This is a genomic window from Sphingobacterium olei, from assembly GCF_005048855.1.
GTDB lineage: Bacteria > Bacteroidota > Bacteroidia > Sphingobacteriales > Sphingobacteriaceae > Sphingobacterium > Sphingobacterium olei.
In genome coordinates this window covers 66,784-82,534 of the sequence record NZ_SUME01000004.1, presented here as the reverse complement: position 1 = coordinate 82,534, position 15,751 = coordinate 66,784, and the positions used below count along the sequence as shown (strand labels likewise).

Genomic DNA, 15,751 nt, shown 5'->3' with positions numbered 1-15,751 from the left:
GATATTAAACCTTTTCTAATTCACGACAAAGTGCAACAGAAGGCTCAAAAAAGAATACTTATAACCGGTGCAGCAGGATTTTTAGGTTCACACCTTTGTGATCGATTTATTCAGGAAAATTATCATGTTATTGCGATGGATAACCTGATTACCGGAGCTCTGGAAAATATCGAACATCTTTTTCATATGGCAAATTTCGAGTTCCATCATCATGATGTTTCCAAATTTGTGCACGTTCCGGGAAAGTTGGATTATATTCTTCATTTTGCGTCTCCAGCCAGTCCAATAGATTATTTGCGCATTCCTATACAGACTTTGAAAGTTGGTTCATTGGGTACGCACAATCTTTTAGGATTAGCTAAAGATAAGCAAGCACGCATTTTGGTTGCCTCTACTTCTGAAGTATATGGTGATCCCACCGTTTCTCCCCAATCGGAGGAGTATTGGGGAAACGTGAATCCTGTCGGCCCGCGAGGAGTATACGACGAAGCTAAGCGTTTTCAGGAGGCTATGACAGTGGCTTACCATAATTTTCATGGACTGGATACTAGGATTGTACGCATATTCAATACATTCGGCCCCCGTATGCGACTGGAAGACGGAAGAGCTTTACCTACCTTTATCGCACAGGCCCTTAGAGGGGACGACCTAACCGTATTTGGTAACGGCGAACAGACGCGTTCATTTTGCTATGTTTCCGACCAAATTGAAGGTATTTATAGATTATTACATACCGAATACCATGAGCCATTGAACATTGGTAACCCAGAAGAGCTGTCTGTCAAGGCGGTTGCAGAAGAGATCATAGCCTTAACTGAAAGCAAGTCAAAGATCATCTATGAAGCGTTACCTGTAGACGACCCGCAGCAGCGAAGACCCGATATTACAAAGGCAAAACGAATACTGGGGTGGGAACCACAGGTGTCGAGAAGAGAAGGCTTAATACAAACGATAGCGTATTACAAACAAAAATTAAAAGACGGAGTAAAACAACAAATCAACATATAAATGAGCAAAATATTAGTTACCGGAGGCACAGGTTATATTGGTTCCCATACAGTAGTGGAACTCTACAAAGCAGGGTATACACCTGTAATTATTGACAATTTATCCAATTCAAGCAGCAAGATCTTAGCACAGATCGAAAAAATTATCGGCGTAAAACCCGAGTTTCATCAATTTGACCTATGCGATACCGAACAAACCACAGCATTCATCAATAACAATCCCGATATCAGTGGCATTATTCATTTTGCGGCTTCAAAAGCCGTGGGTGAATCCGTTCAAAAACCATTAAAATATTATCACAACAATTTTTTCTCCCTAATCAATTTGTTGGAAGCTTATCAGGAGAAGAAAATCAATTTTGTATTCTCTTCAAGCTGTACGGTATATGGCGAGCCAGATGCATTACCCGTTACAGAATCTGCGCCAGTGAAGAGAGCCAGCTCTCCCTACGGCAACACCAAACAGATCGCAGAGGAAATCCTCGCGGAATCTGCCGCTGCATACGACAACTACAACATAATCGCACTACGTTATTTCAATCCGGTAGGTGCACACGAGTCGGCCTTAATCGGCGAATTACCACTGGGTGTACCCCAAAACCTCCTGCCTTTCATCACGCAGACCGCCATCGGAAAACGCGAAAAGTTAACCGTCTTTGGAAATGATTTTGATACACCTGATGGCTATTGTATACGGGATTTTATTCATGTTGTAGACTTGGCAAAAGCACACGTTGCTGCGATTCAACTTTTAGAAAAAGGTAATCCAAACGGAAAATACGATGTATTCAATGTCGGTACCGGAAAAGGATACTCTGTCCTTGAAGCAATCAAGGCTTTTGAGAAAGTCTCCGGTAAGACGTTAAATTATGAGGTTGGTCCACGACGAGAAGGCGATATTGTAAAAGTATATGGAGATGTCACCAAGTCATCCAGCGAACTAGGTTGGAAAGCCCAGCTCGGCATTGAGGAGATGATGTCTTCCGCTTGGAAATGGGAAAATTATCTGAAAGAAAATCCGATTGAATAATTAGAAGTTGTTCGCGGATTCGCTTATTTGAGAATTTGCGAATCCGCGTATTTGCACACCGGCCTATCTGTTAACACCCTCTCCTTCTTTCACATCAGCATAGCGCTCCGGTCTATATTTGAATGCTGGTGTTAGCCAGTACATCAATACAATGCGGGAGTACCTATAATTAAATGGCGCCAAGAGGATGGTCGCTAATACGGCTACAGTAAGGTAAAGCCATGGCGATTCCATATTCCGTGTAATGATATATGTCCCTATACATACGCTCACTAACTCCGCTACGACAAATACATAACTCACGTACATCGCTACGTAAAAATAACCAGGCTCTTTCTCGAATTTAAGACCACAATGCGGACAGGTATTTCGCATCTTTTTAGACGAAAAACTAAATAGCGGCCCTTCGAACATATCCCCTTTTCTACACCGAGGACACTTTCCATTTGCAGCGCTTTTCAGCTCACTGGGAATAATATATTTTGCTTCTTCCATAATTTCTTCTATATCTTACTGCTTCTTTCTTCTAAATTCCTCCGGTGTAATTCCCTCCATTTTTTTGAAAAATTTCGTGAAATACGAATTATCACTAAAATTCAATTCGTACGCTATCTCACTAATGCTGTGCTGATGTACCACCAATAAGCGCTTCGCCTCCAGCAAAATCCTATTACGAATAAGTTCTCCAGCCGAAAGGCCCAGATACTCTTTTGAAAGTGCATTAAGATGATTGGGCGTAATATAAAGAAGCGCCGCGTACTGCTTCGGTAAATGTAAGTCTTTATATTTCTTTTCGACCAGCGCTCTAAAATTTTTAAGTAATGTATAATTATATGACGAGGCTTCATGCCTTTCATTTGGCTCCATTTGCTGTTCTAATACCATAAAAAAATACAGCAAGGACACCTTTATAAAATCCATACCGAAGGATCTTTGAATCAACCTATCCATTACCCGCAAAATGGTATCCTGATATTCATGGGAAATCATAAAAACACATGTATGCTTAAGACCTAAGAAGAATGGGAAGTTTGAAAGATAATCTGGTTGCAGTAGAAAAGTTTGGAATGTATCCACGCTAAAGTTAACAATATACCCTTCTACCGCGCCTTCGAAATTCCACGTATGAATTTGCCCAGGAATCATAAAATAAACCTGCCAAGGCCGGACCTCATATTCATCAAAGTCGATGGTATGTTTTCCTCCTCCATTTGTAAATATTACAAAATGATAAAAGTTATGCTGGTGAGGAAAAACAAGATTATTATTCCTTTCCAGATAACTCGACAAACGCTCAACAAGAATTCCCCCTTCTTTATCGGCCGATAAAGTACATTGATCGAGTATGGGGGCGCTTGTAATCATTGACACAAAGATATTTAAATACTACCAGATCGAATGGTACATTTAGCTTTTTCAATGGTACTTTTTACGGATTTATATTTCAATACTATTTCCACCAAAATTCAACGTTTTTTTTGCAGATATTTTTTTAGATTAGCATATGTCTTTACATAAAAACAACACCCTTAAAGAAGCTGTTCTTTCGCTTTCACAAAAAGAGAAAGACAAGCTGCTTGTACGTCTGATTAATAAAGACAAAATGCTATTGAAACAGCTACATTTCCAGCTACTAGAAGATGAACTAGACTTAGAAGATCGAATTAAAAAGCTGAAAGGAAGTTTAGAAAATCTAATGTCCGAAGCTGAAAACTCCATCAAAAACATACCTACCTATAGCCAATATAGAGCACTAAATATACTTCTACGTCAAGCGAGCGGAAGTATAAATGAACATGAAAAGGTAACAAAAGACAAGATAAGTGAGATTGAATGTCGAATATACCTGTTAAAGACAGCCTTTGAGAAGTTTCCTAAACTTTTCGAATCCACGGCTGTGAGCAGCGGTTTGAAGCTCCGAAATTATGCGGCAGGTCGAATAAAAAATGTTAACGGAAAATTCGATAAGTTACATGAAGATTTACAATTCGACTTACAGAATGAGATGGAATTCGTAGCGGAATTTGGCATGAAACATGGACTGCGTTGAGCTATAAATTTATTTTAGTAACTTCGCATAAAAAGTAATTCTTCGGGTGGGTATTCAAGAAATTTTAGAAAAATACAGGGAGATCGAGCAGGTAAAAACACTTGTCAAATCGATCCAAAACAAAAGTCCAAAAGTTCATCTTAAAGGTTTAATTGGTTCCGCAGATGCGATGGTTGCTTCGGCAGCTTATCATCTTCACGTACGTCCGTATGTTTTTATTTTGCCTAACCATGAAGACGCTTCCTATTTTCTCAGTGACCTCGAAAGTATCTTTGACAAGCAGATCCTATTTTTCCCAGCCTCCTATCGAAAAGCTTTTGAATTCACGCAACTAGATAGCGCCCATGTATTGCAACGCGCTGAAACATTAAGCGCTTTAAATCACACGTCCGAATTACCGAAAATTGTGGTCACTTATCCCGAGGCAATCGCGGAGAAGGTCATCAACCGAAGTGATCTTGAGAAAAACACACTCGAAATCACCCAAAATATTAAAGTTGGTATTGATTTCATCAATGAATTCCTTTATGAATATGACTTTGACCGCGTCGATTTCGTGTACGAACCCGGGCAGTTTGCCATTCGAGGAGGCATCGTCGACATTTTTTCCTTCTCCAACGATCTCCCCTATCGGATTGAGTTCTTTGGCGATGAGATAGAAAGCATCCGGACTTTTGACATTGAAAGCCAGCTCTCCGTAAGCAAAATACACACCGTCACGATTGTTCCTAATGTCCAAGCAAAGTTTCTAGCGAATAACCACATCTCTCTACTCGAATATGTCGATAAAAACACGGTGGTATGGATTAAAGATGTTCAATTTACCTTCGATATTATCAAAGAAGGATATAAAAAGGCTTCACAGTTTTGGAAAGCGCTGTCCGAAAAAGAGATAAAAGACAATCCCGAATGGCTTGACCCCCGATTTACCTTTACCGATGACCGAAATTTTGCCTCCCTGTTGTTTGAATTTCCGAATATCGAATTTGGCAAACAGTTTTTCTATAATGCATCGGAGGTGATTACTTTCGACACACACCCCCAACCCTCCTTCAATAAAGACTTTACGCTTCTCACACACAATATGAAGGAGAATGAGAAGCATAAGATCACCAATTTAATATTTTCAGATTCCAACAAACAGATAGAGCGAATCTATGCCATATTGGAAGATCTGGATAAGTCCAATACATTCATACCGGTACACCGCGCTTTACGCGAAGGCTTCAGAGATGACACCATACAACTTGCTTGCTATACAGATCATCAGATTTTCGACCGATATTACAAATACAAACGGAAGAAAGGCTATGAGCGCTCGCAAGCTATTACGCTGAAGGAGCTGCGTGATCTCAAACCGGGCGATTACATCACCCATATTGATCATGGTGTAGGTAAATACGCCGGACTGGAAAAAGTAGACGTGAATGGCAAAACGCAAGAGATGATACGATTGGTTTATGCCGACAACGACCTATTGTATGTTAATATAAATTCCCTTAATCGCATTTCTAAGTATTCGGGAAAGGAAGGATCTGTTCCCAAAATGAATAAGCTAGGAACCGATACCTGGGACAAGCTTAAGAAAACGACTAAAAAGAAGGTTAAAGATATCGCGCGCGATTTGATCGTTCTCTATGCCAAACGGAAGGCACAGACAGGTAACGCCTTCAGTCCGGACAGCTATCTACAGAACGAATTAGAGGCCTCTTTTATTTACGAAGACACCCCAGATCAAGAGAAAGCGACTGCCGATGTAAAACGTGACATGGAATCTCCGCATCCGATGGATCGATTAGTATGCGGTGACGTAGGTTTCGGTAAAACAGAGGTTGCCATCCGCGCGGCTTTTAAGGCCGTAGCCGATAGCAAACAGGTAGCCGTGTTAGTACCAACCACTATCCTTGCGCTGCAACATTACCGTACATTTAAAGAACGTCTTCAAGGCCTCCCGGCAAATATTGATTACATCAATCGATTCAAGACGTCTAAACAGATCAAAGAAACACTCAGCAAACTAGCGGATGGTAAAATCGATATTATCATCGGTACGCACCGTCTAGTAAGCAAGGATGTGAAATTCAAAGATTTAGGACTGATGATCATCGACGAAGAACAAAAATTCGGGGTATCCGTCAAAGAAAAGCTAAAAGTGATGCGCGCCAATGTTGATTCCTTAACATTGACCGCCACACCTATACCACGCACACTGCATTTTTCGTTGATGGGCGCTCGGGATCTAAGTTTGATCACCACTCCCCCCCCGAACCGACAACCCGTACAAACGGAATTGCACGTATATAATGAGACCTTGATTCAGGAGGCTGTATCTTACGAATTGGACCGCAGCGGACAGGTGTTTTTTATCCACAATCGCGTAGCAGATCTAAAACAATTGGGTGCGATGATCCAAAGACTGGTGCCTGGAGCGCGGGTCGGTGTAGCGCATGGCCAATTGGAGGGAGATGATTTAGAAGATGTGATGTTGAAATTTATCAACAACGATTACGATGTCTTGGTGGCGACAACTATTATTGAAGCCGGACTAGACATTCCTAACGCCAACACTATTATCATCAACCATGCGCATATGTTTGGCTTGAGTGATTTACATCAAATGCGCGGCCGCGTAGGGCGTTCTAATAAAAAAGCATTTTGCTATCTATTAAGTCCTCCGCTATCGACCCTTACCAATGAGGCCTATAAACGACTTTCAGCAATTGAAGAATTCTCTGAATTGGGATCAGGCTTCAACGTTGCCATGCGCGACTTGGATATACGCGGCTCCGGTAATCTTTTAGGAGCGGAGCAATCGGGATTCATTGCAGAAATAGGCTTTGAAATGTATAATAAAATCCTTGACGAAGCGGTACAGGAGTTAAAAGAAGATGAATTTTCAGACCTATTTGCCGATGACAAAAATCATAAATACGTCACTTTTACACAGATAGATACCGATTTAGAAGTATTGATTCCAGATGAATATGTTACCAATATCGGAGAGCGTTACAATCTATACAATGATATCGCAAAACTTGAAAACGAATCGCAGCTACAGGACTTTATCCAATCGCTGACAGATCGATTTGGACCAGTACCAGCCCAAGTACACGAATTATTCAATACGTTAAGGCTTCAATGGATGGGAAAGGAAATCGGGTTAGAAAAAATATCCTTCAAGAAAAATGCGTTAAAAGGCTATTTCATCAACAATCCCAAATCTGCTTACTTTGAATCCGATCAATTCGGCAAAGTATTGGCTTTTGTACAAGCCCATCCCGCTGTCAGTAATCTAAAAGAGGTAAAAGGACAGCTACGTATAGCCGTAAATAATGTAAACAGTATCGAATACGCGCTAAATCTGTTAAAAGAAATGGTGTAAGCGGATCTCAGGGCGTGATAATTTTAAATGAAGGTTTATTTTAACAGTTTGTCGCTCGCAAATTCCAAATTATATTGACAAGCATTAATATCCTTATTTATCTTTTTGCCCTCATCGGCGGGCGGCCTAGTCCTTTTCCCTTGATGGAAAATGGACCAAAAGATCAAGACTGGGCCAATGTTACGCTAAAAGCTTTTGGATTTACTAAACAGCTCCAAGCCGTTGCACTTCGTAGATCTGTTCTTAACGCAAATCCAAAAGCTTTCATAACGCTACATCGGCCTAGGTCGTCCTTTCTAATTTCAGCTGGAGTTCAAAGTAAATATTTAATAAAAAACGTAGTACCCATACATTCACGAAAAATGTCGCCTTAGCGGGTCGACAATAGCAGGAATGGTGAGCCGTGGTGTCGAGCCGGTACAGCGACGATTTTTTTGCTTCTTTTTTAGGGTAAAAAAGAAGGCCCTGCCACGGCGAGTGGCGGAGAGGAAAAGCAATGGACAAAGTTAATTGCCTAATTTAAACCTTCATTATTACTCCCCAAAACTAAACATTTACTTCATGACATTAAAACACCAAAGAATATCTACTAACCAAATAGATTTTATTACTTTTGATAAACTAAACATATGACATGGCAAAGGTAGAAACGAATCTTATTCACATCGGCGAAGAATTTAATAAAACAAATGCCGTAGTAGCTCCTATTTATCAATCGTCAACATATCTGGCAAGCGAAGATATAGACGCCTATATTACTGCCGCGACCGCGCCAAAATACCCGGAATTTTATCACCGTCATGGCAATCCGACGAATAGTCAAGTTGCTGTCATTGTTGCAAATTTGGAAAAAACAGCAGATGCTTTGGTTTTATCCACGGGTATGGCGGCCATCAGCACGGCTATCCTCGCACTTGTCAAGGCTGGAGATCATATCATTGCCCAGCATGCGCATTATTCGGGAACCACCTTGTTCTTCAAGCAATTCTTAATCGACTATGGCATCGAAATCACACATGTTGACCAAAAGGATATCAATGCGTTCGAAGCAGCCATACAATCGAACACCAAACTTATTTATTTAGAAACACCATCCAATCCAAATTTAGATATTACGGACCTTGAGCTATTGGGAAGATTAGGAAAAGAAAAAGGTATCACGACTATGGTGGATAATACATTTGCTTCCCCCATAAATCAGGTGCCCAGTGAATTTGGTATCGACGTCGTTATTCATAGTGCCACAAAGTATCTGGGCGGACATTCTGATTTAACCGCAGGCATCGTATGTGGTTCCAAAGAATATATTGAGAAAGTCTGGAGCCGTTCCCTAGTATTGGGCGCCACGTTAAGTCCATTTGACTCTTGGCTGCTGTTAAGAGGTTTAAAAACCCTTTCGCTTCGGGTTAGACAGATTAACGAGAACGCACAACAATTAGCGGAGTGGCTGGAAAGAAATGCCGCTATCCAGCATGTCGCCTATGTCGGGTTACCTTCACATCCACAGCATGAGCTAGCAAAGAAACAGATGAAAGGTTTCACAGGAATGATGTGTATAGAAGTGGTAGGACAAAGTGAAGAAAATGCCTTTCAAAATGCCCAAAGAATACTCAACAACCTAAAAATATTTACGAATGCAGCGAGCTTGGGAGGGGTTGAATCTCTGGTTGTCCATCCGGCAAGCATGTGGGGCTCGCATCATTCAGCGGAACAAAAACAAACCTCCGGTATTACAAAAGGAATGCTTCGGATTTCAGTAGGTATTGAACACATTGACGACCTGATCGCAGATTTCGATCAGGCAATCCGTATGATTTAGCATAAGTAAAAGGCTCCTTACGGAGCCTCTTACTTATTATTTCTTTACCGAAAAGCTATAGATTGTTTTCGTCTTGTACGTATCTCCCGGTTTTAACACCGTTGATGGAAAATTGGGTTGATTAGGGGAATCCGGAAAATGCTGCGTCTCCAAACATAGTCCCGTTCTAAAATCATCCTTTTTACCATTTTTCAATGTTACCTTACCGGCCATGAAGTTACCGCTATAAAATTGAATACCTGGCTCAGCCGTATAAATATCCATTACAATTCCAGACTGATCCCCCATTAAAGTCGCCGCATGGTTCAATCCATCCACTTTTGTCCCATTTAGCGCCCAATTGTGATCATATCCTTTCCCAAAGGTCAACTGCTCATTCTCTACACCTATATCCTGACCTATCGTTTTGGGTTGGGTAAAATCAAAAGGTGTACCTTTTACCGGCGCCAACTCTCCGGTAGGAATCAAACCACCATCCACAGGCGTGTACTTATCTGCTAAAATTTGAAGTTGATGATCGAGGATCGTTCCACTTCCTTCTCCGTTCAGGTTAAAATAAGCATGATTGGTTAAGTTTACCACGGTTTCTTTATCAGTCGTTGCTATGTAATCAATTTCCAAACCTGTATTCCGTAGCCCATAAGTAACTTTGATGTCCAAGTTTCCAGGAAATCCTTCGTTACCATCGGGCAGGGTGTAAGCAAATTGGATTGTACTATCATTCAGTTGCTGCCCTTCCCATGCCTGAAAATGAGTTCCTTTTAAACCGCCATGTAATGTGTGTCCATTGTTATTTTGTGGCAAGGTATATTCTGTACCACTGAGCTTGAATTTACCGTTGGCAATACGATTACCAAACGGACCTACAATAGCGCCATAATATGCTTCTGCGGGATTATTATATTCCGTTGCCGTGTTAAATCCCAAACTGACGTCCACTGTTGCCCCATTTTTATCGGGTACATTCAGCGATACCAAACGCGCACCATAATTTGTAAATGATGCCGACAGACCTGACTGACTTTTGATCGTATACAGATCTATCTTTTTGCCATCAATTTCAGCAGCAAAAGAATGGGAAGTATCTACTCCAGTATGGGAGGTTGAATCTTGCGAAGAAGAACTGTTGGTTGACGATTGGCACGAAACGAATGCCAGTGATAGCACACCAAGTCCAAGTAATGAAAATTTTGTCATATTTGTTTATAATTAAGTTATATTAATATTCTATTTCAGAAGTTGTGAACCTCCATCCGCTTTCACAAATATTGGATCCAATTCGAGGTTAAACTTCGTCTTATAAGCCGGAGCTATTGCATCAGCAAGTTGCTGTCCAAAACCTTTTTTCACGATATTGATCGTGCAACCGCCAAAGCCACCTCCCATCATCCGTGCACCTACTACTTCAGGAATATCCTTTACAAAATCCACTAAAAAATCCAACTCTTCGCAGCTCACATCATATTCGTCACTCAAAGCAGCATGCGCAAAAAACAACTGCTTACCAAGCTCTTCAATATCACCTTTTTTCAATGCTTCGCAAGCTTTATCCAAGCGTATATTCTCCTCTACCACATACTTGCATTTCGTATATGTGTCCACGTCACGATCTTTTACCAACTCGTCTAACATATCGACCGTAATATCACGAAGGCTATTTACATCCGCGTGCTTCTCCTTTACCCAAGCTACCCCTTGCTCGCACAACTCTCTTCTTTTGTTATAGGCCGACGAGGCCAAGGAATGTTTAACATTCGTGTTTAGCAACACAATTTCATACGCTCCAAGCTCCAAGGGGACATATTCATATTCCAATGTGCGGCAGTCGAGTCGAAGTACATGGCCTTCCTTGCTTAATACCGAAGCAAATTGATCCATGATGCCGCATTTTACACCGGCATACGTGTGTTCAGCCAATTGGCCTATTTTCGCGATATCTACCCTTTTTAAGCCAAATGAAAACAGCTCGTTCAGTGCAAATCCGGTAGCACATTCTACCGCAGCCGAAGACGACAAACCTGCTCCCAGTGGTACATCCCCGTCCAAATAAAGGTTGAAACCATCTACTGGAAGATTTAATTTCTGTAATTGATCTACCACACCCAAAATATAATTTGGCCACCCTTTATCGGTTATAGCTAGATCAGCAAGATTTACCGAATAGTTTTCGTTGAAATCTTCCGCATAGAGATGAATTTCTTGATCGTTACGTTTTCCTACGGCAATGTAAATTGCCTTATCAATGGCCGTCGGTAAAACGAAGCCTTCGTTGTAATCTGTGTGTTCGCCAATAATATTAATCCGGCCCGGTGATTTGGCTAGCAAATCAGGATCCGATCCAAATATTTCGTTATATCTGTTTTTAAGTACTGTAGTCTCTATCATTTATTTTTTCTTATTATAATGTGTAGTCGATTGTTTTCTTAATACATCAGCAGCAAATTCGGGTGTTATATCACGCTGTGGATTCGCCAACATTTCGTAGCCAACCATGAATTTTTTAACCGAAGCAGATCGCAGCAGCGGTGGATAAAAATGCATATGCCAATGCCATTCCTGTTGATCGCCCGAATTTACAGGTGCTTGGTGCATTCCTGCAGAATAAGGGAAAGAAGTCTGAAAAATATTGTCATATCGAATCGTCAATTCCTGAAGTGTTTTACCTAAATCTTCCTTTTCCTCTTCCGTAAAATCAAGAATATTGGTCACATGGCGTTTGCTGACTACCAGTGTTTCGTATGGCCAAGAAGCCCAAAAAGGAACCAAAGCCACGAAATGAGTATTGTCAATAATAATTCGCTCTTGCTTTACCAGCTCAATTTCTACATATGCACTCAATAGGGATTTGGCATTCGCTTTATAATAATTTGAAAATTGCAATGCCTCCTTTTCAATTTCAACGGGAAGGCTGCTTTGTGCCCATATTTGACCATGTGGATGAGGATTACTACAGCCCATTATCGCGCCCTTATTTTCGAATATCTGAATATATTTTATCCATTCCTTATTTGACAACTCGCGAAATTCATATTGCCACAAGTCTACAACAGCCTTTATGGCAGCTAAATCCATTTCCGGTAGTGTCAAATCATGCCTTGGCGTAAAAGAAATGACCTTGCAAATACCGCGTTCAGTTTCTGCCCTCAGTAAATCACCCTCATTATATGCTCCGTCGGGAGACTCTGCTAACAATGCTGAAAAATCATTGACAAACACGAAGCTTTCTTTATAATCAGGATTTTGCGTACCATCTGCACGAGAATTCCCAGGGCACAAATAACATTTCGGATCGTATTGGGGTCTATTATCAGCGGGCAAATCCTCTACCTGTCCTTGCCACGGTCTTTTACTGCGATGTGGTGAAACCAATATCTTTTCTCCTGTTAACAAGTTTACCCGAGTATGCGGTTGGTCTAAAAATGAAAGCATATAATTATTTAAATCAAAGGTTTAGATGCTAAAAATAGGTGTTTTCAATTAATTATCAAAGTGTATTTTTTACACCAGCTTAAAAATATTGAAAATGAACTGTTTTTGCCTTTTTATGAACGGAATAGGCTAATTAATAAGGGGTATGTTTTTTTAATTTATGTAAAATTAAAGGAATCTATTTTTTATACAATTTTTTAGAATGTCCCTCGCATTACCTTGCCGCCATTGGCCATGGCAGGGCTTTCTTCTTTTCTCTCAAAAGAAGCAAAAGTCATCGCTGTACCCATTTGCCACAGTGGCTAGTGCCTCCTCCTGCTATTGGCAAATGGTTAAGGCGATATTTGTAGGGCATCAACAGACAGTGCATTTGTTGTGTATATTTGTATACCTCAGCTGAATTTAGAAAGGACGACCTAGGTCGATGTAGCGTTAAGAAAACTTTTGGATTTGCGTTAAGAACAGATCCCCGAAGTGAAAACGGCTCGGAGCTGTTTAGTAAATCCAAAAGCTTTTAGCGTAACATTGACCCAGTCTGGGTTTTTGCTTCTTTTGACCAAGCAAAAGAAGGAGGGCCGCCCGCCGATGAGGGCAAAAAGATAAAATACCGATATTAATGCTTGTAAATATAGTCTGGAATTTGCGAGCGACACACTGTTAAAATAAATCTTCCTTTTCCTTACCCCGTCACCAATTCAAAAACAGTAATTTCGGGCAGTATCCCTACTCTTCCGGGATACCCTAAGAAACCATAGCCTGTATTAACATAAAGCTGCTTATCGTCCTTTTTATATAACCCCGCCCATTCTTTATAAATATATTTAGCCGGGCTCCATTGAAAATGTTCGCCTCGTACACCAAATTGCATACCATGTGTATGACCGGCGAACATAACGTCTATATCGGTATCAAGCACCTGCGCTCTCCAATGCGATGGGTCATGGGATAAAAGTAACTTTACTGCTTTATCCTCCGTTCCCATCAAGGCTTTCGTCAGATCTCCCTTCTTCGGGAAGCGGCCTGTGCCCCAGTTCTGAACACCCACTATCGAAATTTCATCATTTCCGACTCTAATGGTCCGATTTTCATCCATTAACAAATCCCAGCCCATTACTTTATGGGTTTCAATCAGATGCTGTAGATTTGTCCGCTTTTCCGGACTATCCCCTTTACCATAATAATAATCACCATAATCGTGATTACCCAAAGTAGAAAACACACCTAGATCAGCTTTTAACTTGGAAAATATATCTTGATAATCCCTCATTTCAGATGCTACATTATTAACCAAATCCCCGGTAAAGAATATCATATCGGGTTTCTCGCCAAGCACCATTTCTATTCCGCCTAATACGGCCTTGTGATTGTAAAACGATCCGGAGTGAACATCGGAGATCTGTGCCAGCTTCATTCCATGAAAAGCTTTTGGCAGATTAGGCAACACCAATTTTTGTCGCCTGATACGATAGTCATATGCACTTGATATTACACCCCAAGATAAAGGAAATAAGGGCAAGGAAGCAACAACCAAACCGGATTTCGTCAGGAATTCCGAGCGAGAGATTCCATTTTTAGGACGTTCGGGAAGGGGAGCTTCCAATACTTCGGTATGCTCGGCAAGTGCGATTTTGTTTTTCGGTTTAAATAAACGTGCTATCCATACCCCACCTCTACGTATATCATCGATCAAAAGAATAAGGATAAATATAAACTTACAGGCCGCTGTCATAAAGAACGCGACCAACACCACCGACCGATAGGCTAATGGAAGACTGAATTCGGCAGCTATAATTAATCCTAATAGCAGACCTATGGCGTACCCCCACCAGATCAACGTAAACCATTTTGTATGAACAAATTTTATTTTCGTAGCACGTAATGCGAAGAAAATATAAAAATCAAATACCAGTAATAATATTGCGTTGAAAATCAACATCGTTCTTTCTTGTTTTAATTATTAAGTGCTAGTCGCTTCAGCGCCTGAATCCACTTTGGATCGTCATTTAAACTTTCCACCATAGTTACCTCTTCACCTCCAAATGCTTTAAATTCATTGGCATATTCCACTTGAATTTCGTCGATCGTTTCGATGCAGTCAGATACAAAAGCTGGACTGAATACCAATAGTTTTTTAACCCCTCTACTCGCCAAATCGTGCAATGTATCTGAGGTGTATGGTTGGATCCATGGCGTCTTTCCAAGGCGAGACTGAAAACAGACGGTATACTGATCTTCGGTCAAATTCAATTTCTTGGCAATCGCCCGGGTTGTCCCATAGCATTGTGATAAATAGCAGAACGCATTTGTTTCCATCTTACAGGAGTCACATCCCGTCTCTGGGCACACTAGATTGCCCGTAGGATCCACTTTACCAAGTTGCCGTACAGGGAGACCATGGTAACTGAATAAAACATGGTCATGTGCCGCAATATCATGGCGCAATGCATGATCAACAAACGTATCAATCATATCGGGATCTTCACAGTAACTGTTGACAAAGGAAACTTGCGGAAAATAAGGCCATGTTCGCATAATCTCCATAACCTTTTCAATAACGGAACCAGAAGTAGCTGAAGCATACTGCGGAAATAAAGGAATAATCCGAATAGACTCTAAGAACATGCTTTGCATTTTTTGCAAGGCAGATTCTATGGAAGGATTTTGATAACGCATCGCCAATTCCACATGATATTCTTCCCCCAACTCTTCCTGAAGCATCTTTTGCTGTAGGAGACTATAGTACATCAACGGAGAGCCATTTATTTCATCCCATATTGTTGCATACGTAGCGGCCGATTGGGCGGCCCGCTTCGGGACAATAACGCCTTTAACGAGTAGATTACGTCCTAAACTAGGAATATCAATCACCCTACCATCCATTAAAAACTCTGTCAAATATCTCCGTACGTCCGCAGTTTTAGGGGAGTCGGGTGTACCCAATTGCACCAATAGTACGCCTTTAGTAGCTTGCTTACTCATCTCGACACAAAAATAATCAAAATTTATACCATCAGATGAGATCTCATAGAATATG

12 protein-coding genes are annotated in these 15,751 nt (G+C 40.9%); 5 read left to right on the top strand and 7 right to left on the bottom strand.

Translation table 11 applies throughout. The annotated features are described in order from the left end of the window. Nucleotides 1–30: 30 nt before the first annotated feature. Together FAZ15_RS10440 and galE are read left to right on the top strand one after the other, a co-directional pair. The gene (locus FAZ15_RS10440) at nucleotides 31–1,008 is read left to right on the top strand and encodes a UDP-glucuronic acid decarboxylase family protein (protein WP_136901264.1); all 978 of its coding nucleotides are present in this window, start codon (nucleotides 31–33) and stop codon (nucleotides 1,006–1,008) included. Continuing rightward, the gene (galE, locus tag FAZ15_RS10435; RefSeq protein ID WP_136819058.1) at nucleotides 1,009–2,037 is read left to right on the top strand and encodes a UDP-glucose 4-epimerase GalE; all 1,029 of its coding nucleotides are present in this window, start codon (nucleotides 1,009–1,011) and stop codon (nucleotides 2,035–2,037) included. It abuts the gene before it with no gap. A gap of 63 nt (nucleotides 2,038–2,100) precedes the next feature. Here the strand turns inward: galE and FAZ15_RS10430 are convergent, their stop codons facing one another. Further along, the gene (locus tag FAZ15_RS10430; RefSeq protein WP_136901263.1) at nucleotides 2,101–2,532 is read right to left on the bottom strand and encodes a DUF983 domain-containing protein; all 432 of its coding nucleotides are present in this window, start codon (nucleotides 2,530–2,532) and stop codon (nucleotides 2,101–2,103) included. A 15-nt stretch (nucleotides 2,533–2,547) separates the two neighbouring features. Beyond that, nucleotides 2,548–3,402, bottom strand: a complete 855-nt coding sequence (locus tag FAZ15_RS10425; RefSeq protein WP_136901262.1) for an AraC family transcriptional regulator — start codon at nucleotides 3,400–3,402, stop codon at nucleotides 2,548–2,550. A gap of 139 nt (nucleotides 3,403–3,541) precedes the next feature. Here FAZ15_RS10425 and FAZ15_RS10420 point away from each other — a divergent pair, with 139 nt between their 5' ends. From FAZ15_RS10420 to FAZ15_RS10410, 3 genes are all read left to right on the top strand, one after another. Beyond that, nucleotides 3,542–4,087, top strand: coding sequence for a hypothetical protein (locus tag FAZ15_RS10420; protein WP_136901261.1), 546 nt, complete (start codon nucleotides 3,542–3,544; stop codon nucleotides 4,085–4,087). Nucleotides 4,088–4,133: 46 nt separating this feature from the next. Next, complete coding sequence (gene mfd, locus FAZ15_RS10415; RefSeq protein WP_136901260.1) at nucleotides 4,134–7,469, top strand: transcription-repair coupling factor; 3,336 nt, start codon at nucleotides 4,134–4,136, stop codon at nucleotides 7,467–7,469. A gap of 634 nt (nucleotides 7,470–8,103) precedes the next feature. Next, entirely contained in the window at nucleotides 8,104–9,288 is a 1,185-nt protein-coding gene (locus tag FAZ15_RS10410; protein ID WP_136901259.1) for a trans-sulfuration enzyme family protein, read from the top strand. Nucleotides 9,289–9,324: 36 nt separating this feature from the next. Here the strand turns inward: FAZ15_RS10410 and FAZ15_RS10405 are convergent, their stop codons facing one another. The 5 genes from FAZ15_RS10405 to hemH all read right to left on the bottom strand — a co-directional run bounded on the left by FAZ15_RS10405 (nucleotide 9,325) and on the right by hemH (nucleotide 15,696). Then, nucleotides 9,325–10,485 carry an aldose epimerase family protein gene (locus FAZ15_RS10405; RefSeq protein ID WP_136901258.1) on the bottom strand — a complete coding sequence of 387 codons (1,161 nt, stop codon included), beginning with the start codon at nucleotides 10,483–10,485 and terminating at the stop codon, nucleotides 9,325–9,327. A gap of 30 nt (nucleotides 10,486–10,515) precedes the next feature. After that, nucleotides 10,516–11,673 carry a galactokinase gene (gene galK, locus FAZ15_RS10400; RefSeq protein WP_136901257.1) on the bottom strand — a complete coding sequence of 386 codons (1,158 nt, stop codon included), beginning with the start codon at nucleotides 11,671–11,673 and terminating at the stop codon, nucleotides 10,516–10,518. Continuing rightward, complete coding sequence (locus tag FAZ15_RS10395; protein ID WP_136901256.1) at nucleotides 11,674–12,717, bottom strand: UDP-glucose--hexose-1-phosphate uridylyltransferase; 1,044 nt, start codon at nucleotides 12,715–12,717, stop codon at nucleotides 11,674–11,676. It abuts the gene before it with no gap. Nucleotides 12,718–13,396: 679 nt separating this feature from the next. Next, nucleotides 13,397–14,653, bottom strand: a complete 1,257-nt coding sequence (locus FAZ15_RS10390) for a metallophosphoesterase (RefSeq protein WP_136901255.1) — start codon at nucleotides 14,651–14,653, stop codon at nucleotides 13,397–13,399. Between the two features lie 14 nt (nucleotides 14,654–14,667). Continuing rightward, nucleotides 14,668–15,696, bottom strand: a complete 1,029-nt coding sequence (gene hemH, locus FAZ15_RS10385) for a ferrochelatase (protein WP_136901254.1) — start codon at nucleotides 15,694–15,696, stop codon at nucleotides 14,668–14,670. Nucleotides 15,697–15,751: the final 55 nt, after the last annotated feature.

Excerpts from the sequence above, each read along its gene's own strand:
- galE (WP_136819058.1), top strand. The coding sequence starts at position 1,009 with ATGAGCAAAATATTAGTTACCGGAGGCACAGGTTATATTGGTTCCCAT.
- FAZ15_RS10430 (WP_136901263.1), bottom strand. The coding sequence starts at position 2,532 with ATGGAAGAAGCAAAATATATTATTCCCAGTGAGCTGAAAAGCGCTGCA.
- FAZ15_RS10425 (WP_136901262.1), bottom strand. The coding sequence starts at position 3,402 with ATGATTACAAGCGCCCCCATACTCGATCAATGTACTTTATCGGCCGAT.
- FAZ15_RS10420 (WP_136901261.1), top strand. The coding sequence starts at position 3,542 with ATGTCTTTACATAAAAACAACACCCTTAAAGAAGCTGTTCTTTCGCTT.
- FAZ15_RS10410 (WP_136901259.1), top strand. The coding sequence starts at position 8,104 with ATGGCAAAGGTAGAAACGAATCTTATTCACATCGGCGAAGAATTTAAT.
- FAZ15_RS10405 (WP_136901258.1), bottom strand. The coding sequence starts at position 10,485 with ATGACAAAATTTTCATTACTTGGACTTGGTGTGCTATCACTGGCATTC.
- galK (WP_136901257.1), bottom strand. The coding sequence starts at position 11,673 with ATGATAGAGACTACAGTACTTAAAAACAGATATAACGAAATATTTGGA.
- FAZ15_RS10395 (WP_136901256.1), bottom strand. The coding sequence starts at position 12,717 with ATGCTTTCATTTTTAGACCAACCGCATACTCGGGTAAACTTGTTAACA.
- FAZ15_RS10390 (WP_136901255.1), bottom strand. The coding sequence starts at position 14,653 with ATGTTGATTTTCAACGCAATATTATTACTGGTATTTGATTTTTATATT.
- hemH (WP_136901254.1), bottom strand. The coding sequence starts at position 15,696 with ATGAGTAAGCAAGCTACTAAAGGCGTACTATTGGTGCAATTGGGTACA.